General features: G+C 64.1%; 22 protein-coding genes and 1 pseudogene. 12 read left to right on the forward strand and 11 right to left on the reverse strand.

Annotated features, from left to right (window positions below):
• The first annotated feature begins 7 nt into the window (after nucleotides 1-7).
• From VFH65_RS31340 to VFH65_RS31385, 10 genes are all read left to right on the forward strand, one after another.
• A complete protein-coding gene (locus VFH65_RS31340; protein ID WP_414688553.1) occupies nucleotides 8-859 on the forward strand; it encodes a CbbQ/NirQ/NorQ/GpvN family protein in 852 nt (283 codons plus the stop codon).
• 65 nt (nucleotides 860-924) lie between these two features.
• On the forward strand, nucleotides 925-2043 hold the full coding sequence (locus VFH65_RS31345) for an ABC transporter substrate-binding protein (protein WP_353327315.1): 1119 nt from the start codon (nucleotides 925-927) through the stop codon (nucleotides 2041-2043).
• 3 nt (nucleotides 2044-2046) lie between these two features.
• The gene (locus tag VFH65_RS31350) at nucleotides 2047-3201 is read left to right on the forward strand and encodes a spirocyclase AveC family protein (protein ID WP_353327317.1); all 1155 of its coding nucleotides are present in this window, start codon (nucleotides 2047-2049) and stop codon (nucleotides 3199-3201) included.
• Nucleotides 3194-4240, forward strand: a complete 1047-nt coding sequence (locus VFH65_RS31355; RefSeq protein WP_353327318.1) for an SDR family oxidoreductase — start codon at nucleotides 3194-3196, stop codon at nucleotides 4238-4240. Before VFH65_RS31350 ends, VFH65_RS31355 begins: the two co-directional genes overlap by 8 nt.
• Nucleotides 4233-5717 carry an aldehyde dehydrogenase family protein gene (locus tag VFH65_RS31360; protein ID WP_353327320.1) on the forward strand — a complete coding sequence of 495 codons (1485 nt, stop codon included), beginning with the start codon at nucleotides 4233-4235 and terminating at the stop codon, nucleotides 5715-5717. The genes VFH65_RS31355 and VFH65_RS31360 overlap by 8 nt, the downstream gene beginning before the upstream one ends.
• Before the next feature lie 11 nt (nucleotides 5718-5728).
• The gene (locus tag VFH65_RS31365; protein WP_353327321.1) at nucleotides 5729-6946 is read left to right on the forward strand and encodes a cytochrome P450; all 1218 of its coding nucleotides are present in this window, start codon (nucleotides 5729-5731) and stop codon (nucleotides 6944-6946) included.
• A 156-nt stretch (nucleotides 6947-7102) separates the two neighbouring features.
• Nucleotides 7103-8374 carry a cytochrome P450 gene (locus VFH65_RS31370; protein ID WP_353327323.1) on the forward strand — a complete coding sequence of 424 codons (1272 nt, stop codon included), beginning with the start codon at nucleotides 7103-7105 and terminating at the stop codon, nucleotides 8372-8374.
• An 11-nt stretch (nucleotides 8375-8385) separates the two neighbouring features.
• Nucleotides 8386-9366, forward strand: coding sequence for an LLM class flavin-dependent oxidoreductase (locus VFH65_RS31375; RefSeq protein WP_353327325.1), 981 nt, complete (start codon nucleotides 8386-8388; stop codon nucleotides 9364-9366).
• Between the two features lie 86 nt (nucleotides 9367-9452).
• Nucleotides 9453-10124, forward strand: coding sequence for a maleylpyruvate isomerase family mycothiol-dependent enzyme (locus VFH65_RS31380; protein WP_353327326.1), 672 nt, complete (start codon nucleotides 9453-9455; stop codon nucleotides 10122-10124).
• 85 nt (nucleotides 10125-10209) lie between these two features.
• Entirely contained in the window at nucleotides 10210-10998 is a 789-nt protein-coding gene (locus VFH65_RS31385; RefSeq protein ID WP_353327328.1) for an alpha/beta fold hydrolase, read from the forward strand.
• A gap of 71 nt (nucleotides 10999-11069) precedes the next feature.
• Here VFH65_RS31385 and VFH65_RS31390 read toward each other — a convergent pair.
• The 6 genes and pseudogenes from VFH65_RS31390 to VFH65_RS31415 form a co-directional block, all read right to left on the reverse strand.
• Nucleotides 11070-12163, reverse strand: a pseudogene (locus tag VFH65_RS31390) (dihydrodipicolinate reductase).
• Nucleotides 12156-13166 carry an SDR family NAD(P)-dependent oxidoreductase gene (locus VFH65_RS31395; protein WP_353327330.1) on the reverse strand — a complete coding sequence of 337 codons (1011 nt, stop codon included), beginning with the start codon at nucleotides 13164-13166 and terminating at the stop codon, nucleotides 12156-12158. Before VFH65_RS31395 ends, VFH65_RS31390 begins: the two are co-directional and overlap by 8 nt.
• 12 nt (nucleotides 13167-13178) lie before the next feature.
• A complete protein-coding gene (locus tag VFH65_RS31400) occupies nucleotides 13179-13988 on the reverse strand; it encodes a glucose 1-dehydrogenase (RefSeq protein WP_353327332.1) in 810 nt (269 codons plus the stop codon).
• Nucleotides 13989-13991: 3 nt separating this feature from the next.
• Nucleotides 13992-15119, reverse strand: coding sequence for an amidohydrolase family protein (locus tag VFH65_RS31405; protein ID WP_353327334.1), 1128 nt, complete (start codon nucleotides 15117-15119; stop codon nucleotides 13992-13994).
• A gap of 43 nt (nucleotides 15120-15162) precedes the next feature.
• A complete protein-coding gene (locus VFH65_RS31410) occupies nucleotides 15163-15585 on the reverse strand; it encodes a nuclear transport factor 2 family protein (protein WP_353327335.1) in 423 nt (140 codons plus the stop codon).
• A 129-nt stretch (nucleotides 15586-15714) separates the two neighbouring features.
• Nucleotides 15715-16293 (reverse strand): TetR/AcrR family transcriptional regulator, encoded by a 579-nt coding sequence (locus VFH65_RS31415; protein WP_353327347.1) that lies wholly within the window; start codon nucleotides 16291-16293, stop codon nucleotides 15715-15717.
• A gap of 168 nt (nucleotides 16294-16461) precedes the next feature.
• On the opposite strand from VFH65_RS31415, the gene VFH65_RS31420 reads away from it, so the two are divergent.
• Nucleotides 16462-17691, forward strand: a complete 1230-nt coding sequence (locus tag VFH65_RS31420) for a cytochrome P450 (RefSeq protein ID WP_353327337.1) — start codon at nucleotides 16462-16464, stop codon at nucleotides 17689-17691.
• Here the strand turns inward: VFH65_RS31420 and VFH65_RS31425 are convergent.
• The 5 genes from VFH65_RS31425 to VFH65_RS31445 all read right to left on the reverse strand — a co-directional run bounded on the left by VFH65_RS31425 (nucleotide 17688) and on the right by VFH65_RS31445 (nucleotide 21496).
• Nucleotides 17688-18623, reverse strand: coding sequence for an SDR family NAD(P)-dependent oxidoreductase (locus tag VFH65_RS31425; RefSeq protein WP_353327339.1), 936 nt, complete (start codon nucleotides 18621-18623; stop codon nucleotides 17688-17690). The genes VFH65_RS31420 and VFH65_RS31425 overlap by 4 nt on opposite strands.
• A complete protein-coding gene (locus VFH65_RS31430) occupies nucleotides 18620-19504 on the reverse strand; it encodes an NAD(P)-dependent oxidoreductase (protein ID WP_353327348.1) in 885 nt (294 codons plus the stop codon). Before VFH65_RS31430 ends, VFH65_RS31425 begins: the two co-directional genes overlap by 4 nt.
• A 5-nt stretch (nucleotides 19505-19509) precedes the next feature.
• The gene (locus VFH65_RS31435) at nucleotides 19510-19821 is read right to left on the reverse strand and encodes an aldehyde dehydrogenase family protein (protein ID WP_353327341.1); all 312 of its coding nucleotides are present in this window, start codon (nucleotides 19819-19821) and stop codon (nucleotides 19510-19512) included.
• Between the two features lie 24 nt (nucleotides 19822-19845).
• Nucleotides 19846-20724: a mycofactocin-coupled SDR family oxidoreductase gene (locus VFH65_RS31440; protein ID WP_353327342.1), complete on the reverse strand. Its 879-nt coding sequence runs from the start codon at nucleotides 20722-20724 to the stop codon at nucleotides 19846-19848.
• A gap of 148 nt (nucleotides 20725-20872) precedes the next feature.
• Nucleotides 20873-21496, reverse strand: a complete 624-nt coding sequence (locus VFH65_RS31445; RefSeq protein ID WP_353327343.1) for a TetR/AcrR family transcriptional regulator — start codon at nucleotides 21494-21496, stop codon at nucleotides 20873-20875.
• 235 nt (nucleotides 21497-21731) lie between these two features.
• Between VFH65_RS31445 and VFH65_RS31450 the strand changes: the two genes are divergently transcribed.
• The coding region (locus VFH65_RS31450) for an acyl-CoA dehydrogenase family protein (protein ID WP_353327350.1) at nucleotides 21732-22386 on the forward strand (655 nt) is incomplete at its 3' end.

Genomic DNA, 22386 nt, shown 5'->3' on the forward strand with positions numbered 1-22386 from the left:
GTACCTTGTGAAGGCCAACGAGTCCGGCCTCACATACCCGAACGGCGCGATTCCTCAAGTGTCCGCAGAACGTCCGTATTACCAGCCAGTGGGCAACGAGGAAACAGTCTTCAAGGCGGCATATCGCCAGGGCCTGTCGCTGGTCCTGAAGGGACCCACCGGTTGCGGCAAGACTCGCTTCGTCGAGGCGATGGCCCATGATCTCGGCCGGCCCCTGATAACCGTCGCATGCCACGACGACCTAACCACCGCCGACCTGGTTGGCCGATACCTGCTGCGGGGTGACGAGACGGTCTGGGTCGACGGTCCGCTCACCAGGGCCGTACGCGAGGGGGCAATCTGCTATCTCGACGAGGTGGTCGAGGCACGGCAGGACACCACCGTGGTTCTGCATCCCCTCGCGGATTACCGGCGGCAATTGCCGATCGAACGCCTTGGCATCACGCTGGAAGCGGCGCCGGAATTCGGCCTGGTGGTGTCGTACAACCCCGGCTACCAAAGTGTCCTGAAGGACCTCAAGGACTCCACCAGGCAACGGATGGTCGCGATCGAGTTCGGGTTCCCCGCGCCCGATGTCGAGGAGGGCATCGTTGCGCACGAGTCCGGCGTGGATCACGCGACGGCTGCCGAGCTGGTGCGGTTCGGTCAGGCGATTCGTCGACTCGAGACCGGGGGACTGCGCGAGGTCGCGTCGACGCGCGTGCTCATCGCTGCGGGCCGGCTCATTGCGGAGGGGCTTACCGCCCGCGATGCCGCCAGAGCCGCGATCGCAGGGCCGCTAACCGACGACGCATCGGTGGGGCGGGGTCTCAACGAGATGATCGATGTCTATCTAGGGGCGTCGGACGACGTCGGATGATTGACGCTGCTCAGCGTCCCCGCTAGGGTCTGAACAAATATTAGGTCGACCCCCAGGGAGGTCACGTGTCCTACGAGAGCACTGCTGAGCCGATCAAGGTCGGCTACCTGATGGACTTCACCTTGCCTCCGGGCTTCCCGGAGGATCTGTATGCCTCTTTCACCCAGACCTTCGAACTGCTCTTCGAAGAGGCTTTCGAGCAAGGTCTGATGGACCGCCCCGTCCAGATGATCTACCGCGAGGTGGAAGGGCTACCAAAGGGCTCGGTGAAGTCGGTCATCGATGCGTTCGGCGAACTCGTCGACGAGGGCTGTCTGGTGGTATTCGGCCCGCACATCACCGACAACGCTGTGCCGTGCAAAGAGGCGATCGAGGAACGGTTCAAGGTCCCGGCCATCAGCGTCACCGGCACCGACGACTGGCTGGGGGAATGGACGTTCGCGTTTCCCCAGGGATCGATGACCGATGAGCCGATCTTCCTCGCGGACCTCGTGGCCAAGCGCGGCTTAACCGAGATCGGTGTCCTCGTCGAGCAGAACCTGATCGGTGAGAGCTATCTGAAGAATCTGCGAAGTGCTTGCAGACGCAAGGGCATTCGCATCGTCGCGGAGGCCGCGATCGCACAGACCGCGCAGGACATCAACGACGCGGTGCGAACTCTGCATGACGCCAAGGCCGAGGCGATCGTCCATCTCGGCTTCGGCTTCGGCATCGTGTTCATCAACCCAGCGCTCGAGGCCGTCAACTGGGACCCGCCGCGGTTCACCACCACCGCGTTCCAGAACGCGTGGGTCAACCCGATCATGTGGAACGCGTTCATGGGCTGGACCGGGATCGACCAGTACGACGAAGGCAACGCGGTCGGACAGGCGGTCCTGGACCGCTACGCGAAGAAGTACAACGGCAGTCGTCCCGAATTCTGCGTGACGGCAGTGAACTTCGATGTCGCCGGGACTCTGGTTCGTGCATTCACCGACTCACATCCGTTGAGCCCGCGCGGGGTCAAGGAAGCGCTGGAGCGCGTGAAGATGATGCCCGCCGCGTCAGGTGCCCCCGGAACCCGGGTGTCCTTCGGCAAGTGGACCCGCCGCGCCTGGATGGGCGCCGGCTACCTGGTCGCCCGAACGCTTGATGCCGACGGCACCAACTCGCACTTAGTTGATCGCTTCGGAGAGGAAGACTGATCGATGACCACCCAGGAATCCACACCACCCGGTTCACAGTCCGATACTCGGGCTGATTCGAAAGGGGGGTCGCGCACCGGCCCGAACTGGGGCCGAGTGATTTCGCTGTTTGCTTGGCTCGGCTTCCTCGGGTTGTTCGCCGCCGTCGGGCGCTGGGACGTCGACCCGCGGGTGGCCAACCCGAACGTCGAGGGACGGCCCCGTCCGGTCGGGTTCCTGACGGGATTCGATCACTGGCAAGTCATCCCGCAGGTCGGCGCTTTGATCATGGTCGTGGTGCTGACGATCGTCTTCATCCGTGGCTGGCGGAAAAACCCCGGCAGCCCGGTGCTGTTGATGGTCCTTGTCACGACGCTGATCGTGTGGCAGGACCCGATCATGAATTGGTCGCCGTACGCGGTCTATAACCCGATGTTGATGCACTGGCCGGAATCCTGGCCTCTGATCATGATGTCGCCGACCGTTGAACCCTTCATCGTGTTCGGATACGTGACGTTCTACTTCGGCCCGTACTTCCCGGCGATCTGGATTCTTCGCAAGTTGCAGGCGAAGCGCGGTCCGGAAGCGTTCGTCACCCGGCACCCGCTGATCAGCTTGGGTGCGCTGGTGCTGGTGATCGGCTTCATCTTCGACGCCATTCTGGAGATCAGCTTGGTGCGCACGGGGCTGTACATCTACTCGCAGGCGATCCCGTTCGGCACGTTGTTCCCTGGCACCACCTTTCAATTCCCGCTGATCTGGGAGTCGCTGTCGGTGACCTTCGTGATGATCCCGGCAGCGATCCTCGTCTACCGCGACGACACGGGGAAGTCGGTGGCGGAGAAGCTCGCCGCGAAGGCGAAGCTGTTCCCCACCAAGCCGGTGCTCGGCACGTTCCTGGTGATGTTCGCGATCATCAACGTGTCGTACTTCGCCTACGGCGGGTGGTTCTGGGCTATCAAGGCAAGTGGGCTGGCCACGTCGGTCGCGTGCCCGTGGCCTTACCCCGAGGCCAAGGTGTACGACCCGCAGGGCTACTACGAGAAGGCCGGTGCCGAGGGACCGTTCTCGGTCGGGAAGTGGTCCACATGGCAGCAGGGTCTGCCGGACGGGCGCCCTGACGTCGAGCCGCCGCCGCCGGGCGAAGGCGCGTGTGCGACTGAGAGTCAGAATGGCTGACCCGCGCGGCTTCGATGAGCGCTCGCGCGAAGAGAAGACGGTCGTCATCACGGGTGCGTCTCGAGGGCTCGGCTTCGCGTCGGCCTTGCGCCTTTATCGCGAGGGGTGGCGCGTGGTCGCGGCGATGCGCGCCCCCGATCGCGGAATGCCGTTGTTGCGCAAGGCGACAGGGGCGGCCGAGGACGACGATCGGCTGATCGGCGTTCAGCTCGACCTGATGGACTCGGCGTCGGTCTCCGCCGCCGCCAAGGCGATCGAAGAAGGTGTGGGGGCGCCATACGCGCTTGTGCATAACGCCGGAATCTCCGCTGCCGGAATGGTGGAGGAAACCGACATGCAGTTGTGGGAGAACATGTTCGCCACCCACGTCCTGGGCCCCGTCGCGCTTACCAAGGAGTTGTTGCCATCGATGCGCGCCGCGGGCAAGGGCCGCATTGTGCTGGTCTCCAGCGCCGGTGGCGTGCGCGGTCAGCCGGGCATCGCTGCGTACTCGGCAGCCAAGGGCGCGCTGGAGCGGTGGGGTGAGTCGATGGCGGGCGAGATCGCGCCATTCGGACTCGGAGTCACCATCCTCGTGACCGGCACGTACGACACCGACATCATCACCGATGCCGGAACCACTGACGACCGCGACTTCGCCGGGCCCTACGCCCGGTTGCATACCACCATGAACACCCGAGGTCGGTTCGCTGTCAGTTTCGCGCGGCCACCGGAGAAATTCACCGACGGCTTGGTGAAAGCGCTCGACGATCGCGGGGCGTTTCGCCGCCATGGCGTTGGGCCTGACGCGTCGATGCTGTTGGCGTCGAACCGGTTCCTGCCGTCGACCGGGATGCATCACATGTCCCGGCTGGTCATGGGAATCCCCAGGCAGGGGGCGATGCGTGACGGCGCATGGCCTTTGACTGGTGCACAGCAGGCGATGGTTCTGGCGGCCAAGGTGATTCCGAAACCGCTGATGCAGCGCCTGGCTGACCGAGCGGCGAGACGAGCGGCCGCCCGCAAGCCGTCCGAGCAAGGGAGCGAGAGCAATGGCTGAGCCCAAAGCGCCCTACGAGGCGCGAATGATGATCGACGGCAAGCTCGTCGACGGTGAGGCGGGAACCTTCACCAACATCAATCCCGCCAACGAGGATGTGCTCGGCGAGGTCGCCGACGCTTCGGCGGCCGATATGCACCGGGCGATCGACGCGGCCCGCCGATCGTTCGACGAGACCGACTGGTCGACCAACCATCAGCTGCGCAAGCGGTGTCTCGAACAACTCCACGAGGCGATCGAGAGCGAACTGGAAGAGTTGCGCGAGGAGCTCATTCGGGAAGTCGGCTGTCCTCGGGCGGTCACGCACGGACCCCAGTTGGACGCCCCTCTCCAAGACGGCCTGAAGTACCCGGCGAAGCTCATCGAAACCTTCCCGTGGGAGACCGATCTCGGCGATGCGTTCGTCTCGCTCACCGGCCGGATGACCCGCCGCAAGGTATGGCACGAACCGGTCGGGGTGGTCGGTGCCATCGTGCCCTGGAACTTTCCGTTCGAAGTCACCATCAACAAACTCGCTCAGGCGTTGGCGACCGGGAACACCGTGGTACTCAAGCCGGCACCAAACACACCGTTCAACGCGACGAGGCTAGGGCGGCTGATCGCCGAAAAGACCGATATCCCAGCGGGTGTGGTCAATGTCGTCACCGCATCCGATCACTTCGTCGGCGAAGAGCTGACCCTCTCGCCGAAGGTCGACATGATCTCGTTCACCGGTTCCACGGTGGTCGGCAAGCGCATCATGGAAAAGGGCGCCGCGACCATGAAGCGGCTGTTTCTCGAACTCGGCGGGAAATCGGCGACGATCGTGTTGGAGGATGCCGACTTCAACACCGCTTGTCTTATCGGCATCGGTCCGCTGATGCACGCCGGTCAGGGTTGTGCGGCGCCCACCCGCATGCTGCTGCCGCGCTCACGCTACGACGAAGGCGTGACCATCCTCAAAGGCATCTACGAGAACATGGCAGCCGGCGATCCGCAGGACCCTGGCACCATTTGCGGCCCCGTCATCTCTGGTAAGCAGCAGGAACGCATCCTCGGATACATCCGAAAAGGTGTCGACGAAGGAGCGACGATGCTCGTCGGGAGCACCGAGGCGCCGAAGCAGTTCGACAAGGGGTTCTGGGTCAGCCCAACGCTTTTCACCGATGTCGACAACGCGATGACCATCGCGCAGGAGGAGATCTTCGGGCCCGTACTCGTCGTTATTCCCTACGAGGACGAAGAGGACGCGATCCGGATCGCCAACGACAGCGTGTACGGCCTTGCCGGAAACGTGATGTCGAGCTCGCTGGACCGGTCGCTCGCGGTCGCGCGCCGGTTGCGTGCCGGATTCATCGGGTTGAACGGCACCGCCGGGTATGGCGCGGACGTGCCGTTCGGCGGTTACAAGGACAGCGGTGTCGGACGCCAGAACGGCCTCGTGGGGTTCAGTCAATACACGGAAGTCAAGTCGGTCTCCTATCCGGCCGACGAATAGGGAGTTCAACCATGGAACAGCTTTTCGACGATCTTGAAGATTTCGGGTCGTTCGACGACGCGATATCCGGTGACGTGCGTGATCCGTATACGGAACTGGCGCGGCTACGACGCGAGGAGCCCGTTCAGCGCCTCGAGACCTCAGGGATGTTGCCCCATGAGGAATCGTTGCCGATGTTCATCGTGTATCGCCACGAGGAAGTGCAGCAGATGCTGCGGGACAACGAGACGTTCTCGTCGTCGGGCGTCATCGCGGCGTTCGGCCCGGTGTTGGGCGACCGCGTGATGCTCGGGATGGACGAGCCGGTGCACGGCCGGCTGCGCTCGCTGGTGCAAAAGGCGTTCACTCAGAAGGCATTGTCGCGGTGGGAAGACGAGCTTGTCGGGCGCGTGGGGAACAGCTTGATCGACAAGTTCGCTTCGAAGGGTAAGGCCGACCTGGTGAAGGAGTTCACCTTCGACTACCCGAGCCAGATCATCGCGGGTCTCCTTGGCCTGCCCGAGAAGGATTACCCGCAGTTCCAGCGCTGGTCCATATCGCTGCTGAGCTGGCTCATGAACCCGGAACGCGGCCTTGCGGCGTCGGCGGCGTTGTGTGACTACTTCGCGCCGATCCTCGAGGCGCGCCGCGCCGAACCGAGGGACGACCTGATCAGCGCACTGGCGGCGGCCGAGATCGACGGGGAGAAGCTCGAGGACGAGGAAATCTTTTCGTTCCTCCGGCTGCTGTTGCCCGCGGGTGTCGAGACGACATACCGGTCGCTGGGAAGCCTGCTCTTCGCGCTGTTGTCGGATCCCGCGCAGTTGGACGCTATCCGCGCCGATCGGTCACTGCTGCCGCAGGCCATCGAAGAGGGAGTGCGGTGGGAGGCGCCGCTGCTGACCATCACCCGCGTCGCCACGCGCGACACGGAACTGGGCGGTGTGCAGATCCCGGCCGGCGCGACGGTGATGCCGATGCTGGGGTCGGCGAACCGACAGGATGACCGCTACCCGGATCCCAACAAGTTCGACATCTTCCGTCAGGCCAAGGGAAATCTCGGCTGGGGTCATGGTGTACACGTCTGCCTCGGAATGCATCTCGCACGCCTCGAGATGCGTACTGCGATCAACCTGCTACTCGATCGACTGCCCAACCTGCGGATGGATCCCGACGGCGACGATCCGCACATCCGGGGGCAGGTGTTCCGCTCGCCGACGTCGCTACCGGTGCTGTTCGACCCCGCGTAGGACATACGTTGACGGAACTGCGCTTTGACGATCGGGTGGTGGTCGTCACCGGTGCCGTGGCGCCCCGCATGTGAGGCGGACGCCGAGTACGGACCTCAGTAACCAACGTTTCGTCTGCCTTGTACGGGTAGACGTGTCAGTCAACTAGGAGGCGCAATGAGCGATTTCGATTCGGTCGATTACTTCACCGATCAGTCACTTGTTCCCGACCCGTATCCCTACTTCGATTACCTGCGTTCGCAGTGCCCCGTCCAACATGCCACCCCTTACGGTGTCATGGCGGTGACGGGGCATCAGGAGGCGTTGGCTGCATACAAGGACGCGGCCTTCTCGTCGTGCGTTGCTGTGGCCGGCCCGTTCCCGCCGCTGCCGTTCACTCCAGAGGGCGACGACATCAGCGCGCAGATCGAAGAACACCGCGCGACGATCCCGATGGCTGAGCACGTCGTAACGATGGACGCGGGTGACCACGCAAAGACGCGGGGGCTGCTGAGCAAGCTCATTACCCCGAAGCGGCTCAGCGAGAACGAAGACTTCATGTGGCGCCTGGTCGACCAGCAGATCGACAAGTTCATCGATCGTGGTTCCTGCGAGTTCATGGAGGACTACGCGAAACCGCTCTCGATGTTGGTGATCGCCGATCTTCTCGGCGTTCCCAATGAGGACCACGGCGAGTTCAGGAGGGTACTGGGCAACGAGGTCGTCGGCAATGTGGAGAACGAGGAAACGGTCGCCCATAACCCGTTGGTGTGGCTGGACGATAAGTTCGCTTCCTATGTCACCGACCGTCGGCGCCAACCGCGCGAGGACGTGTTGACCGAACTGGCCGGCGCGACCTATCCGGACGGCTCGGTGCCCCCTGTCGACGAGGTCGTGAAGCTGGCGACGTTCCTCTTCGCGGCGGGCATGGAGACGACGACCAAGCTGCTCAGTACCGGGATGCGGGTGCTGGGCGAGCGTCCCGACATCCAACAGGCGCTTCGCGACAATCGCGCGCAGATCCCGGCGTTCCTCGAAGAGTCCTTGCGGATGGAGAGTCCAGTCAAGAGCCACTTCCGCCTGGCGCGCACCACGACGAGCATCGGTGAAGTGGAAATTCCCGCGGGCACGATCATCATGTTGCTTCCCGGCGCAAGCAATCGTGACCCGCGTAAGTTCGAGTGCCCGCACGAGTTTCGGCACGACCGTCGAAACGTCCGCGAGCACGTGGCTTTCGGGCGGGGTGCACACTCATGCCCCGGTGCGCCACTGGCACGTGCCGAGGCGCGCATCTCGATGAACCGCCTGCTGGACCGGATGGCCGACATCAGAATCTCCGAGACAATGCACGGCCCTGCCGAGGACCGCAAGTACGAGTACGACCCGACGTTCATCATGCGGGGACTCAGCGCCTTGCACGTGGAGTTCGATCCTGTGTCCAATTCCTAACCACACCACCCATGTTCACGATGCGCTTCGATATGCGCACGCCGGCGTCGGGCGCACCGACACCGGCGCTGTACGACGCCGCGCTGGAGATGTGTGCATGGGCGGAGACCCGAGGCGCCGTCATGGCGGTGTTGAGTGAGCATCACGCAACCGCCGACGGCCACCTGCCCTCGCCTCTGATTCTCGCGTCGGCGATCGCCGCCCGAACCAAGGTGCTCAACATCCTGGTGGCAGCGGCGGTGCTGCCGTTGTACCACCCGGTGCGACTGGCCGAAGACATCGCCGTGCTGGACAACCTCAGCAACGGCAGGGTGTCCTACGTCTTCGGAATAGGCCACCGCCCAGAGGAATACGAACACATGGGCGTGGACGCTCGTCGCCGGGGACAGATCGCCGATGGTCACTTGGCACTCATCTTGGAACTGCTCAAGGGTGAGCCGGTCGACCTAGCCGGGCGACGCGTCCATGTAACTCCGATGACATCCACCCAGGGCGGACCGCGGCTCATGATCGCGGGCGGCACCGCAGCGGCCGCGAGGCGTGCGGGGCGTCATGGCCTCGGCTTCATCGCGCATACGAACGCGCCAGGGCTGCGTGAGACCTTCGACGCGGAATCGAGATCCCACGGCCACGAACCTGGGCCCGCCCAGTTTCCCGACGGCCGCAGTCCCACAGCGGTGTTCGTCGCCGACGATGTCGACCGCGGTTGGGCGGAGATCGGTTCTTACCTGCTCCACGACGCCCAGATGGCCGCGGCATACCGGCACGGCGACGAATCGGTCGCCAGCATCACCCGTGCAGACACCGTGGACGAGCTGCGCTCGGCGCAAGGGCCATACGCGGTGATGACGATCGATGACGCCGCTGCCCAGATCCGCGGCCGCGGCAGTCTGCAGCTACATCCGCTATGTGGTGGCATGCCGCCCGATTTGGCATGGCCCTATCTCGAACGCGCGTCGGTTGCAGTAGAGCGCGCCAGGAGAAGTGGATAACTGTTGCCGACGATCCGATTCCGTCTCCCACACAGTGGGTCTTTGCGGAGGGGGCAGAAGGCAGTGGCCAGTAGTGAGATCTGCCGATGCGCCGGGATTCGGCCAAGCCGCTGATGCGAGCTGACCGAGAGTTCATCTTTGCTGCCGTGGCGGAGCAGCGACGTCAGATAGCCGGCTTGCTCGACAGCTTGGACGATTCGCAGCTAGCGTGCCCGAGCCTGTGCACAGGCTGGGACGTCAAGACCGTGGCGGCGCATCTGGTGAGCGTGTTCGCCGACAGCTTCTGGTTGTTCATGAGAACGGCGGCGCGGCGTATGAGTATGGCTCGCGCGATCGATGAGTTGGCGCGTCGTCGTGCTGAGCTACCGGCCGCCGAGATCGCCGACACGCTACGCGAGTGCGCCGATCACCCGTTGAGTCCGCCGTTATTTGGACCACTTGACCCGCTCGCTGACATTCTCGTGCATCGCGGGGATATGAGTATTCCGCTGAATCAGCCATTCGAACCGGATCCCGAGCTGGTGGTACTGGCGCTGGATTTCCTGACCGGTCCGTGGCCGTTTGCGTTTGTGCCTCTCGGCAGACTGCGTGGGCTGTCGCTGCATGGCACCGATGTCGACCGGTCCTGGGGCAACGGGCTTGAAATCCATGGGCCGGCAATGGCTTTGATGATGGCGGTGTGCGGGCGCACCGTCCTGCTCAACAGACTCGACGGGCCCGGATTGCCGCTAATGTGTCATCGGCTGGGTTGCCAATGAAGCCAATCTGATGGGGGCGCTTGACGGGTCGTCTACCTTGTTGCCGGTAGAGGGTCGACGGGTCTGCGTGTGGCGGTTTGGCAGTGTGGGCGGATGGCCCTTGGTGTGGAATCACGGCGGACTCGTTTGCGGTCTCGACGCCAAGGTTATCGACGCCGCCGGCCGACGGTGCGGCGCCGAGATCATCTCGATCGACCGGCCTGGAATTGGGCGCAGTGACTACTGGGCTATGAGCTCGATCGCCGAGTGGCCTAACGTCGTCGAACAGGTCGCTAGCCTTCTTCACCTTGACGATTTCGCTGTCGCGGGGTGGTCGGGCGGCGGGCCCTACGCGCTGGCGTGCGCGGCTGCAATGCCGCGCCGAGTGCGTGTCGTTGCCACCGTTGCCGGAATGGCCCCGCTCGAGAAGCCCCGCCACGTCTTGGAATTGGGCTTCTGGCTAGACAAAATGCTTATCCCTGCCGCACGTTGGGCGTCCTGGGCCGCGGCGGCAGTCCTGTGGCTTACTCGATGGACACCTGATTGCTATCTGGCGTGGGAGAGCCGACGTGCCTTCGGTGGCAGCAGCGATATGGCTGCACTCGAGATGGCACTCCCTGCGCTCACCGCAGCGATCCGAGACGCCACCAAGCACGGAGTCCGCGGAATGGTCGATGAGTACCGCCGGTATTACGGGTCGTGGGGTTTCGACCTTGGCGAGGTTCGGCAGTTAGTCACCATCTGGCAAGGCGAGCGAGACACTTGGGTGCCGATGGAGCACGCCCGACGTCTGACGCGTCTGCTCCCCAACAGCAGGCTTGAGGTGGTTGCGGGGGCCAGCCACGCTCTGCCCCTTGTTGCGGCCGAAGGGATACTCGACCACCTCGCGCCGTAGTCGCGGCAGTCGTCGATGCGGTGCTCGAAGATCTTGCCGGCCAATCCGGTTGGCTGCCAACGAACTGAGGGTCAGCGTAGAGGTTGGCGGGGGAGAGTGAGCGGCATGTCGAGCGCGCTGAGCAGCCCTGGCTTCGCTTCCACCACATAGGGAATGGCGTTGACAACGCGCATCGCCGTCGACACCATCGCGCCCGCACCCGCGTCCATGTTGGATCCTGAGGCCTTCGGGTCGCGCAGGCTGGCGGTCATATCGCACGCGATATCGGGCTCACCGGCGATGCGTATCCGGTAGACCGGGTTCTCGCCACCCTCACCCCACTCAAGGCCAAAATCGGGAGCCAGTCGGTTGACATGCTCGATGGTGATCGCCTCGCGACCGTCGATGACGGCGATCGCCTGAGTGCGCAGTGCGCCGCAGGTGCCCGCTTGGGCGGTGCCGAACGCGACGTGCAGGTCGCGGTCGGTGGCAACCCGGTCGAACTTCTCCCTGATCTCGTCGATCTTGAGCCCGAGGCCATGCGCGATCAGACGAAGGCCTGGTCCCCATTGGAACGCGATGGCGCCTGGGTACGAGAGCATGGGCACAAAGTCGAGGGGACGTCCGAAACCCATCGCATCCGTCATCGTCTCTACCACTGGATAGTCGTCGTACAATGCGATTTCGCTGGCGTGGATCTTCGTGATGGATTTCGACTGCGTGGCCAGCATCAGCACCAGATGGTCTGCGGCGAAGCCGGGTTCAATGCCGCTGGCGTACAACGACGTTCCTCCGGCCGCGGCGGCTTGTTCCAACTGCTCACGCCAGATGTCCGGTTCGAACGACGGCGGGAAGATCAGACGATTGAGTGTCGTGGTGACCACGTTGACGCCGGCTTCGAGAAGCCGCACATGGTCGGGTACCGCGGCCGCGTCGCGCTCAGGCCCGCTCGCGGCGTACACGACGCAGTCCGGCCGCAATGCGATCAATGCGTCGGCGTCATTGGTCGCGGTAACCCCGATCGGTCCGATACCGACGAGCTCACCCGCGTCACGCCGGCTTTGTCTGCGGAATGCACCCAGACGCCGACCAATTCGGTGCCTGGATTCTCCACGACGGCTCGCACCGCAATTGACCCGATACCGCCGGTCGACCAAACGGCGACCCGCAACGGACCTTCAGACATTCGTCGATTCCGCATCCTGAAGCTGTGCGGCGAGATCCTGCAGGCGGGTGGAATACGCCTTGACTCCCCACGCCATGGCCTCGCCGTCGAGTTCATTGTGCAGCGAGCCGTCGCGGATCCGTTCCCAATTGCCCGCAATGTCTTCCACCGTCGGATGGGGGCCGAAGGTCGCGCCTTCGGTGTGCGAGATCGCGTAACGGCAGTAATAGCCGCCGGTGGCTCCGAAGATCTGCGCCGTCGCAGGGCAACTTTGGTGTACGAGCGCCAACGCCATGGGCGTTACGCGACTGGCGGTAAGCAGCGCCACGTATTCGGCTGAGTCCAGGGAGATCTCGAGTTCGGGCGGGCGCCCGCGTAACGCCGCGTCGCCGTCCGGGGTGAACACGGAGAACAACCGCGTGTCGAATGCCGCCGGGGCGAGAGCGTTCGCCTTGACGCCGAAGCGCGTACCCTCCCAGGCCACCGAGCGTGTCAGCCCGATGACACCCATCTTCGTCGTCGCGTAGGCCGCCTGACCGAACGCACCGGAAAGGCCGGACGCCGACGTCAGCGTCACGATGCGGCCGCCGCCGGTGTCCTTCATCGCCCGGTACACGGCTCGTACGGTGCGGAATGTGCCGCGCAGATTGACCGCCATAATGCTGTCGAGGTCGTCGTCGGTGACGTCTTCGACATGATCGTCGAGCACGATTGCGGCGTTGTGGATGAGACCGTCGATACGGCCCCAGGTGTCGAGTGCGGCCCCGACGATCTGTTGTGGCCCGTCGTCGGACGCCACGCTGGCGCCACTGGCGACGGCGTCGCCTCCGGCAGAGACGATCTCGTCCACGACTGCCTGAGCCATCGTGGCATCTGACCCACCGCCGCGCGGGCTGCCTCCCAGGTCGTTGACGACGACGCGGGCGCCGCGGCGGCCCAGCTCGATCGCCTGGGAGCGGCCGATTCCGCCCGCACCGCCAGTGACGACGACGACGTCGCCGTCGAATCGGATCTCCTCGCTCACGAAGTCTCCTCTCTAGAGATCAGGTGACTCGTTGGGGAACAGTCCCGCCGGGGCGGCACCGTCGACCTCGAGCAGCTTTCCGGTGATCCACGACGACGCGGGCGACGCGAAGAACAAAGCGGCAGCGCCGATGTCCTCGGGTGTTCCGTTTCGACGCATCGGAGTCTTGGATTGCATGCCGGCCCGCACATCGGGCATGGCATCCATGAATCCGCGCAACGCCTCCGTTTCGACGCAACCAGGAAGGATCGCGTTCACCCGCACCCTCGGCGCGAGCTCGATGGCGGCCAGCTGAGTGAACTTGCCGAGCGCCGACTTCGCGAGACTGTAAGGGAGAAAGCCTCGCTCGTTCTGCATGCCCGACATCGAGCCGATGTTCACGATCGCTCCGCCTCCGCGGGCAAGCATGTGCGGCACCGCGTGACGGCCCAGTACGAACGGTGCTGACACATTGAAGCGGAACGCGTTCTCCAGGATCGCGACCGTCATGTCCATATACGTGCCGAGTTGTTCGACACCACCAGCGTTGTTCACAAGGACGTCGAGTCCCCCGAGCGATTCCGCTGCGTGCTCGACGACGTCGCCGAGCATTTCGATCTCCGTGACATCGGCTGGAATCGCCACTGCGGTGCGCCCCAGAGCCCGGATGTCCTCGGCGACCGCGTCGAGGTCGTCCTTGGTTCGAGCGACAAGCGCGACGTCTGCGCCCGCCTTGGCGAACGCCACGGCGATGCCCTTGCCTATGCCCTTGCCGGCACCGGTGACCAGAGCGGCCTTACCGTCGAGGCGAAACTGTCCAGTGATGTCGTGGTCTTCGGGCAACGGTCAGACCTTGATGCCGAAGATCTCGGCGGCGTTGCCGCGGCAGATCTGCTCGACCTCGTTCGCGGGCACGCCGTCGAACTGCTTCTCGATCCACTCCGCGGAGAACGGGAACGAACCTTCGTGGTGGGGGTAGTCGTTTCCCCACATCAAACAGTCGAGGCCGGTGAGGTCACGTGAGCGAATCGCCAGCGGATCCCACATGAATGTGGCATGTGCCTGCCGCTTCAGGTAATAGCTCGGGTGCACGTCGATCTTGGCCGGCCCCATGATGTGGTCGATGCCGAGGTCGTGCAGCCGACTCTGGCTGAAGTGGTGGTCGTAGAACTGCATGGCGAAGGCAAGCCACCCCGCATAGCCTTCGGTCATGACGACGTGCAGGTTCGGGTAGCGCTCAAAGACCCCGCTATAGGTCATCCAGCCCAGGGTCTCGCCCATACCGCAGCTCTGCATGTACCAGCCGATGTCCTGGCGTCCGGGGTACGCCATCAGGCCCGGCCCGACGAGCGGGCTACGCAGGCCCCCGACGTGCATCGTGATTGGAATACGTAGGCTGTCCGCTGCCTCCCAGAGCGGCTCCCATTCCTCCAAGTAATAGGGTCTCTCGAAAATCCCATCGGGTAGCAGCGCTGGTCGCAGTCCCATGCCTGCCGCGCGCTCCAGCTCTGCCACCGACGCCGCGACATCCTTGAACGGCAGGTGGATTCCCGGCGCCACCCGATCAAGGTAGGGCCCCCAGGTCTCGGCCAGCCAGTCGTTGACCACCTTGCAGTAGGCGGTGTCCGCGTCGGCGGGAATCGCGTTCGGCATATCGGTGATGCGGCCGATCAGTACCGCGCCATAGACGCCGTCGCGCTCAAGGTCGGCAAGCTGCTCGGCGGCGTCGAAGCTCGGATGTGCCTCCGTGACAACATTTCCGACAGCGCCCGTCGCGTCGGCGGTGATGTCGGACTCCGCGCCCTCGCCGGCCATCATCGACATCGAGACGATGTGGCCCTCTCTGTAGACGGTGGTGCCGTCGTCCTGCTTCTCCATGCGCGGGAAGTACTCGCGGTAGCGCTCGGGAAGTTCGTCGATCAGCTCGTAGGGCGGAGCGATGTGACAATCCGCGGTAATCAGTTTGTCAGGCACCACGGCGCGTCTCCTTCGGTGTGACGGTGGGCTGATGGTGAGTTCAAGAGTTGAGCGCGGCCTTCTTGGCCTCGACCTCTTCCATCGTCGGATTCTGAGGTCCGGCAGGCATTTCCGGGAACGATCGCGAGTCCCAGTAGTCGCGGTTGTGCACGATCAGGCCTGCGTCGTCGGTCTCACCGACCGATGCGCCGCGGCAGGCGAACTCCTGGCCGAATATCGTGCCGGACATCGTCCACTCGATGGCATAGGAATTGCCGACACTCATGCCACGGTGATGGGTGAACTTGCAGTCGGGGATCGCCGCGATGGTCACTTGGACCATGTCGCGCACACCGTCGAGGCCCTTGAACTCGATGTGTCCGGATACGTCCTCCCACAGGATGTCCGGCGACGTGAGCGCCTGCATCGGCTCGACCTCGTGGGTGTTGAAGGCGTCGATGAACTTCTCACTCCACGACGACATGAGGCTCCCTCTTCAAAGTCAGGCTAGACGAACGTATAGGCTCGAAGCCTAGACGATCGTATAGCGATGTCAAGGGTGAATGTGACGATTCGATCCGTTTCGCCTGTGCGGCGTCGAGCCCGGCCGCCTCTAGGCTGACGCGATACGCGAGCCGTTGGAGCGGCGTGTTCGCGCTTTGGGCGCCGCCGGAAGTTCAACGAGTTGACGCACCACGTCGATCAACTGCGTCCGCAAGGTCTCGTCGTCGAGGTCGGCGACAAGCGGGTGGCCGACGGTGCCACCCACGACGCACGTCAGGGCTGCGAGTCGAACCCGCGTGCCGGGTCCGGCCTCGTCACCGACGAGCATTCCGTACAGGCGTTCAACGAAGCGTTGGAAGGGCAGGTGACTGGACAGCAGTCGGAGGATGACTGGGTCGAATTGAAAGGTGTTGGCCGCGCGCCGATGTTCGATTGCGTGATCGATGATCCGGCTCATGAGGAGTTCGCGTCCGCGCACCTGATCGCCTTCGGACTCTGCGGCCTCCAGCGCGTCTTCCAACCGTGCGAGTTCCATCTCGGCGACGGCGATGATGATCTCTTCTTTGGTCTTGAACTGGTGGTAGATGGCGCCCTTTGTCACGCCGATCGCGTCGGCGATCATCTGGTAGGACGTGGCGCTGACGCCGTGCTCGGCGAATAGCTCCAGCGCCGCGTGCAATGTCCGCATCTGCGGAGCGCTGCGGGGCGGCGAGCCCAGGCGTCCGGTCTGCTGGTTCGTGGCGGCCACCGGGCAAGGGTATACCGACCCAGGTTGACAAAGCTATACGCATGTCTAGTCTTGGGGCCAACGGTCGCCCGCCCTGGCTGGCACTGGGATTCATCGACGAGGTGGGAAATGAATGTTCCGTCCGCGAGCGGGGATGTGGCAAGCGACGCATCGGCGACCGGCCTGTACTACGACCCTTACGACTTCGAGATCGACGACAATCCGTATCCGGTGTGGAAGCGTCTCCGTGCCGAGGCGCCGCTGTATTACAACGAGAAAATCAATGTCTATGCCTTGAGCCGCTATTCGGATGTCTCCCGCGAGCTCAGCAACTGGGACACCTACCGGTCGGGGCGCGGTACGACACTCGACATTCTGTTCTCGGGTGTGGAGGTGCCACCGGGCATCATCCTGTTCGAGGACCCTCCGATTCACGATCTGCACCGCAAGCTGTTGTCGCAGGTGTTCAGCCCAAGACGAATGGCGGCGATCGAACCGCTGGCACGCGAGTTCTGTTCGCGCGCACTCGATCCACTGATCGGTTCGGGTGAATTCGACTTCATCGCACACATCGGCGCCCTGATGCCGATGCGCACGATCGGATATCTGCTCGGCATCCCCGAGCAGGACCAAGAGGCGATTCGCGACCACGCCGACAGTACGATCACCCTCTCCGAGGGGCGGCCCGGCGAGGTCGACCCGAATATGTTCGCCAACACCATCGCCCTGTTCGCCGAGTACGTGGAGTGGCGCGCCGAACATCCATCCGACGACTTGATGACCGATCTTCTCAACGCAGAGGTGGAGGAATTGGACGGCACCCGACGCCGGCTGTCGCGAACCGAGGTGCTCACCTACATCAGCACCATCGCGGGCGCGGGGAACGAAACCACCACCCGACTCATCGGTTTCATCGGCCAACTGTTGTCCGACCATCCCGACCAACGGCGAGAGCTCGTCGCCGACCATTCTCTGATCCCTGGAGCCGTCGAGGAAGTTCTCCGTTACGAGGCGCCGTCGCCGGTGCAGGCACGTCATATGGCGCGCGACGCGGAGTACTACGGCACGAAGGTGCCGGAGGGCTCCGTGATGCTGTTGCTGAATGGCTCGGCGAACCGTGACGAAACCCAGTACACGGATGCCGATCGTTTCGACATCCATCGCAACCCAAGGCATTTGAGTTTCGGTCACGGGCTCCACTTCTGCTTGGGTGCCGCGCTGGCTCGCATGGAGGCCCGAGTGGCGCTCGAGGAAGTCCTGAACCGCTTTCCCGACTGGGAGGTCGACTACAGCAACGCAGCGCGTGCACACACCGCGAGCGTTCGGGGGTGGGCGCGTCTGCCGGTCTCGACCGGCTAGATCGCGTCGTCCCTACTGGCGCAGAGGGACTCGGAGAGTGCCCACAGTTCGCCGGCCCGGTCCCTGTCGACCGCGTACGGGGCGACGTCTGAGCGCACTTCACAGTCGGCGAGGTAAACGCCGCCCTGGTCAGCTAGTTCTGGGCTCACGGCTGCCCACACCTGGGTGGCCGCGCCGTGCTCGGCGGTGACGACATCGACGGCGCGAGTGTCGGCCCGTTCGCCCACGGCGACCACATCCTCACGTGACATGTGCCGAGTGAGTTTGGTGGCGACCATGCCGGGGTGTACCGCGTAAGCGCGGACGCCCTTGTCGCGGAGGCGGCGGTCGAGTTCGACGGCGTGCAGCACGTTAGCCGTCTTGGCCGCGCCGTATGCGGAGAACTTGTCGTACTCACGCCGCTGCCAGTTCGGATCCTGCAGGTCGATGTCACCGAGGTGATGCCCGTCCGACGACAGGTTGACGACGCGGGCTCCCCGGGCGGCCTCGAGTTGACGTCGGAGCAATTTGGTCAGTTCGAAGTGGCCGAGATGGTTGGTGCCGAACTGAATTTCGAACCCGTCCTCGGTGCGGCTGAACGGTGTGAACATCACGCCCGCGTTGTTCATCAGGACGTGGATTGTCGGCGCGACGTCGGCGACTTTCGCGGCCGCGTCCCTGATGGCAGTGAGTGACGTGAGGTCTAAGTCCACAATCGATGTTTGTGCATCGGGCACCTCCGCATTGATCCGGTCGCGCACGCCGGCGAGCGCATCGAGGTTGCGCGCAGCGAGTACGACGTGCGCTCTGGCGCTCGCCAGCGCCCGCGCCGACTCCCGACCCAGACCCGACGAGGCACCGGTGATCACACAAGTCTTTCCCGTCAGGTCGATGCCGTCCACCACATGCAACGCGGTGGGACGTGAATCACCTTGCGTAACTTCTGTGTTCATCGGCGCTCCTCTCCCACGATCACCCCTGCCGAGCTTTCCATCGGCTTGACGATCGACGTGAAATCGGATTCCGGGCCCTCTTCGCGCAGCGTCTTCTCCCAGACTCGCGCGACGGCTTGAGCCAATTCGACCGATAACCCCAGGGCCTCGGCCTCTTCGAGGAACAGCCGGACGTCCTTCGTCATCAAGCCGGTGGCGAACCCATAGTCGAAGGTGCGGGGGAGCACTGCTTTCGGGAATTTGTTCCGGCTGGCGTCTGTGGCGCCGGACCCGGCGTTGAGCACATCGATCATGACCTGGGCGTCGAGTCCTGCCTTGACCCCCATGACCATCACCTCAGCGGTGGCCGCCAGCGCGGTGGCCGCCATCAGGTTGTTGACGAGCTTCATCGTCTGGGCGGCGCCGGGTAGCTCGGACACGAAGATCGCGTGGCCGATCGCTTCGAAAGCCGGTGCGAGCGCGTCGAACTCTGCGCGTGGTCCGGACACCATCACCGACAGCGCGCCTGCCTCAGCACCCCGAACGCCGCCGCTGACCGGGCTGTCGAGCGCCGCGATATTACGTTCCGCGAGCAGCGCATGGTTGTGTTGCGCGGCTTGGCTTCCCACCGTCGACAGGTCGACGAATCTGCGTGCACGTCCTCCCTGGGCCACTTCGGCAGCGACGTGCATCGACACCGGCGGTGTCGGCAGGCTCGCCATCACCGTGTCGACCTGATCGGCCAGCTCGCGCACCGACGCCGCAGGCGAAGCGCCCCGATGGACCAGTTTGTCGACCGCGGTGGGCGCGACGTCGAAGACGACCACGCGGTGTCCCGCCGCGACGAGTCGCGTTGCGATCGGAGCGCCCATGTTTCCCAGGCCGACGAAGCCGATGTCCAGCGCGCTCACAGGTGGACCACGACGGTCTTGGTGGCCGTCACCGCGTCGAGTGCCTCGTAGCCCTTTTCACGGCCGTACCCCGACTTCTTGAAACCGCCGAAGGGGAGCTCGACGCCGCCGCCTGCGCCGTAGATATTCACGTACACCTGCCCGGCGACGACGTCAGCGGCCAGCCGGTGTGCACGCGACAGATCCCGCGTCCACAGAGCGGCGAGCAGCGCGTAGTCGGTCCCGTTGGCCAGAGCCACGGCTTCCTGTTCGTCCTGAAAGGTGTTGACCGTCAGCACCGGTCCGAAGATCTCCTCCTGTGCGACCATTCACGACCGTCGCAGTTCTCGCCGCTAACCCCCTGGACCGTTGGGCCATTTGAGCAGCGAGCCGCCGTCGACGCGGATCTGCTGGCCCGTGATGTAGCGGCTCTCGTCGCTGGCCAGGAAGACGCCTAGATTAGCCATGTCCTCCGGTTCCACATACGGGATGGGCATGGCCTGAAAGATGGTGAAAAGTGGTTCGGCGTCCTCGCGCGTGGCTTTCTTGCCCTCGGCGGTGAGGTCGGGTCGGAACATGCTGTACATGCCGTCGTTCTGCAGCAAGTGGGTGTTGCAGTTGGTCGGGTGGATGGCGTTGACCCGGATCATCCGCGGGGCCAGGTGCAGGCACATCTCCTCGACGTACTCCATCACGATGCGCTTGCTCCACCCGTAACCCGCGCCGCCGGGACCCATGTTGGGGTTGTCGGTGGTGCCGCGGATCATGCCGGCGGTCGAACCCGTGACGATAATCGATGAGCCGTCGGGCAGATGCGGCATGGTGACCGCGACGGTGTTCATCACCCCGAGCAGGTCGACGTCCGATGCGTCGACGAACTGCATGGGGTCAGGCTTGCCCATTGCCATCGGAAGGATCCCGGCGTTGGCGACGACAATGTCGATCCTGCCCAGGTCGGCCAGCCCCGCTTCGACCGCTTCGCGCAGCTCCTGGCGTTCCCGTACGTCGGCGATCTTCGCGACGACCCGGCGGCCGAGCTCCTTGACCGACCGTTCGGTCTCGGCGAGATCGTCGGGCGTCGCGAGCGGGTAGGGGTTCGATTCGATCTGTCGGCAGATGTCGACGGCAATGATGTCGGCGCCTTCCTTGGCCATCGCAATCGCGTGAGCGCGACCTTGCCCACGAGCGGCACCGGTGATGAAAGCGACCTTGCCGTCGAGCCTTCCGGCCATGTGACCTCCGTCGATGTGTGGCGCGGGGCGGCGGCCTCGCGCTGGACTCCGACTGAACGTATGACCTGGAAATCGATTAATCAAGAGTTGCGGGACAAAAATTTGGTTCGGGGGATGGTTATAGTGTGTTCGATGTGAGCCGCGGCGATCAGGCGGGAGAGTCGGACGAACCTTCGAACTGGGATTCGAACTGACGAAGGTAGTGCTCGACAAGTGCGCGGATGTTTCGGTGGCCCGTCGTCACCCCGAGCGACTTTTCCATCACGAGCATGCGGCCGACGCTGCCGATCACCGCCATCAACGCGTCCGGCCGCACGACATCGTTGACGATTCCGAGTCGCTCGAGCACGTCCGACAAAGCGTCCACCTGCATGCGCCTGAGACGTTTGGCGCCATCGGCGAGCTCGGCGCGGATGGCCTTGCGGTGGTTGGCAAGCGCCATCATCTCGATCTGCAGTGCGGTGGCCTCAGTGTCGCTGCTCCACTCCCACAGCCGGCGAACAGGATTCGGTGATGTCAGCACCCTCGCGAGCGTCTCTCGACTGCGGGCAGTAGTGCGGCGAACGAGATCTAGCAGGAGCTGGTCCATTGATTCGAAGTAATAGTGCACGAGCTGAGGTTTGAGACCTGCCTTCGCCGCGACGCGACGCGTCGTCACGGCGGCATAGCCCTCCTCGAGCATCAGCTCCTGAGCGGCGTCGAGTAGCGCCGTGCGATTGTGAGACTCTTCGGCGCCCACTCTGCGCGGCGTCGACCCGGATATGCCGGTCATTCCGCGATACCCGTCACGCGTCCACCCCTCTCAGGCGTCGGCTGCGCACCGATTGTATGCCCAGCTATCTGCCCGTGACGGTAGTTGGCTGTACAGTCGCCCAGTTTTGGTTGTACAGTCGCCCAGCATGGGCTGTACAGTCGCCCAGCTGGCCATGGAGCCGCGACGCCGGGAGGTCTTAGGGATGGCCGAACGCGGCGCTGATCAAAACGCACAGGCAGATGTGCACGTACCAATGATCACCGGGTCCGTCGCCGAGTTTCGTCAGAGAGCCAGGCGCTGGCTTGCCGAGAACATGGCGCGGCTCGGCACGAGCTTCCCTCTCAAGCGCGATACAGACGCCGCGTGGCAGCGGGCTCGCGAACTTCAGCGTCGCCTGTATGAAGGGGGATTTGCCGGCATCTGTTTCCCCCGCGAATACGGGGGATTGGGTCTCGATTACGAGTTCAAGAAGGCGTTCGACGCCGAATCTGCCGGCTATGAGATGCCGGTCGTCCTGAACATCCCGTGCTTCGCCATCTGCTGCGCAACCCTGCTCGACATGGGTAGTGAGGAGCAGAAGCGCAGCCACATCTCGGCAGCGCTGCGCGGAGACGAAGTGCTGGTGCAGCTGTTGTCGGAGCCGAGTGGCGGTTCCGACCTGGCGGGGGTGATCACACGCGCAGATCGCCGTGGTGACCGGTGGGTGCTCAACGGTGCGAAAACCTGGAGCACCTACGCCTTCGCCGCGGACTACGGCCTATGTCTGGCGCGCACCAACTGGGAGGTGCCGAAGCACGATGGGCTCACCATGTTTCTGGTGCCCATGCGCAGTCCGGGCGTCACAATGAACCGGATCAAGCAGGTGGACGGCACCGCGGATTTCTGTGAAGAGTTCTTCGACGACGTCG

The sequence above is a fragment of the Mycobacterium sp. genome (genome assembly GCF_035697385.1).
In the GTDB taxonomy this organism is placed as follows: Bacteria; Actinomycetota; Actinomycetes; order Mycobacteriales; family Mycobacteriaceae; genus Mycobacterium.

Bases quoted from the DNA above. Each gene is read 5' to 3' on its own strand.
- VFH65_RS31425 (WP_353327339.1), bottom strand. From the start codon at position 18,623: ATGAACACAGAAGTTACGCAAGGTGATTCACGTCCCACCGCGTTGCAT.
- VFH65_RS31440 (WP_353327342.1), bottom strand. From the start codon at position 20,724: ATGGCCGGAAGGCTCGACGGCAAGGTCGCTTTCATCACCGGTGCCGCT.
- VFH65_RS31360 (WP_353327320.1), top strand. From the start codon at position 4,233: ATGGCTGAGCCCAAAGCGCCCTACGAGGCGCGAATGATGATCGACGGC.
- VFH65_RS31415 (WP_353327347.1), bottom strand. From the start codon at position 16,293: ATGCGGACATTGCACGCGGCGCTGGAGCTATTCGCCGAGCACGGCGTC.
- VFH65_RS31445 (WP_353327343.1), bottom strand. From the start codon at position 21,496: ATGACCGGCATATCCGGGTCGACGCCGCGCAGAGTGGGCGCCGAAGAG.
- VFH65_RS31375 (WP_353327325.1), top strand. From the start codon at position 8,386: ATGTTCACGATGCGCTTCGATATGCGCACGCCGGCGTCGGGCGCACCG.
- VFH65_RS31365 (WP_353327321.1), top strand. From the start codon at position 5,729: ATGGAACAGCTTTTCGACGATCTTGAAGATTTCGGGTCGTTCGACGAC.
- VFH65_RS31370 (WP_353327323.1), top strand. From the start codon at position 7,103: ATGAGCGATTTCGATTCGGTCGATTACTTCACCGATCAGTCACTTGTT.
- VFH65_RS31380 (WP_353327326.1), top strand. From the start codon at position 9,453: ATGCGCCGGGATTCGGCCAAGCCGCTGATGCGAGCTGACCGAGAGTTC.
- VFH65_RS31355 (WP_353327318.1), top strand. From the start codon at position 3,194: ATGGCTGACCCGCGCGGCTTCGATGAGCGCTCGCGCGAAGAGAAGACG.
- VFH65_RS31350 (WP_353327317.1), top strand. From the start codon at position 2,047: ATGACCACCCAGGAATCCACACCACCCGGTTCACAGTCCGATACTCGG.
- VFH65_RS31420 (WP_353327337.1), top strand. From the start codon at position 16,462: ATGAATGTTCCGTCCGCGAGCGGGGATGTGGCAAGCGACGCATCGGCG.
- VFH65_RS31410 (WP_353327335.1), bottom strand. From the start codon at position 15,585: ATGTCGTCGTGGAGTGAGAAGTTCATCGACGCCTTCAACACCCACGAG.
- VFH65_RS31435 (WP_353327341.1), bottom strand. From the start codon at position 19,821: ATGGTCGCACAGGAGGAGATCTTCGGACCGGTGCTGACGGTCAACACC.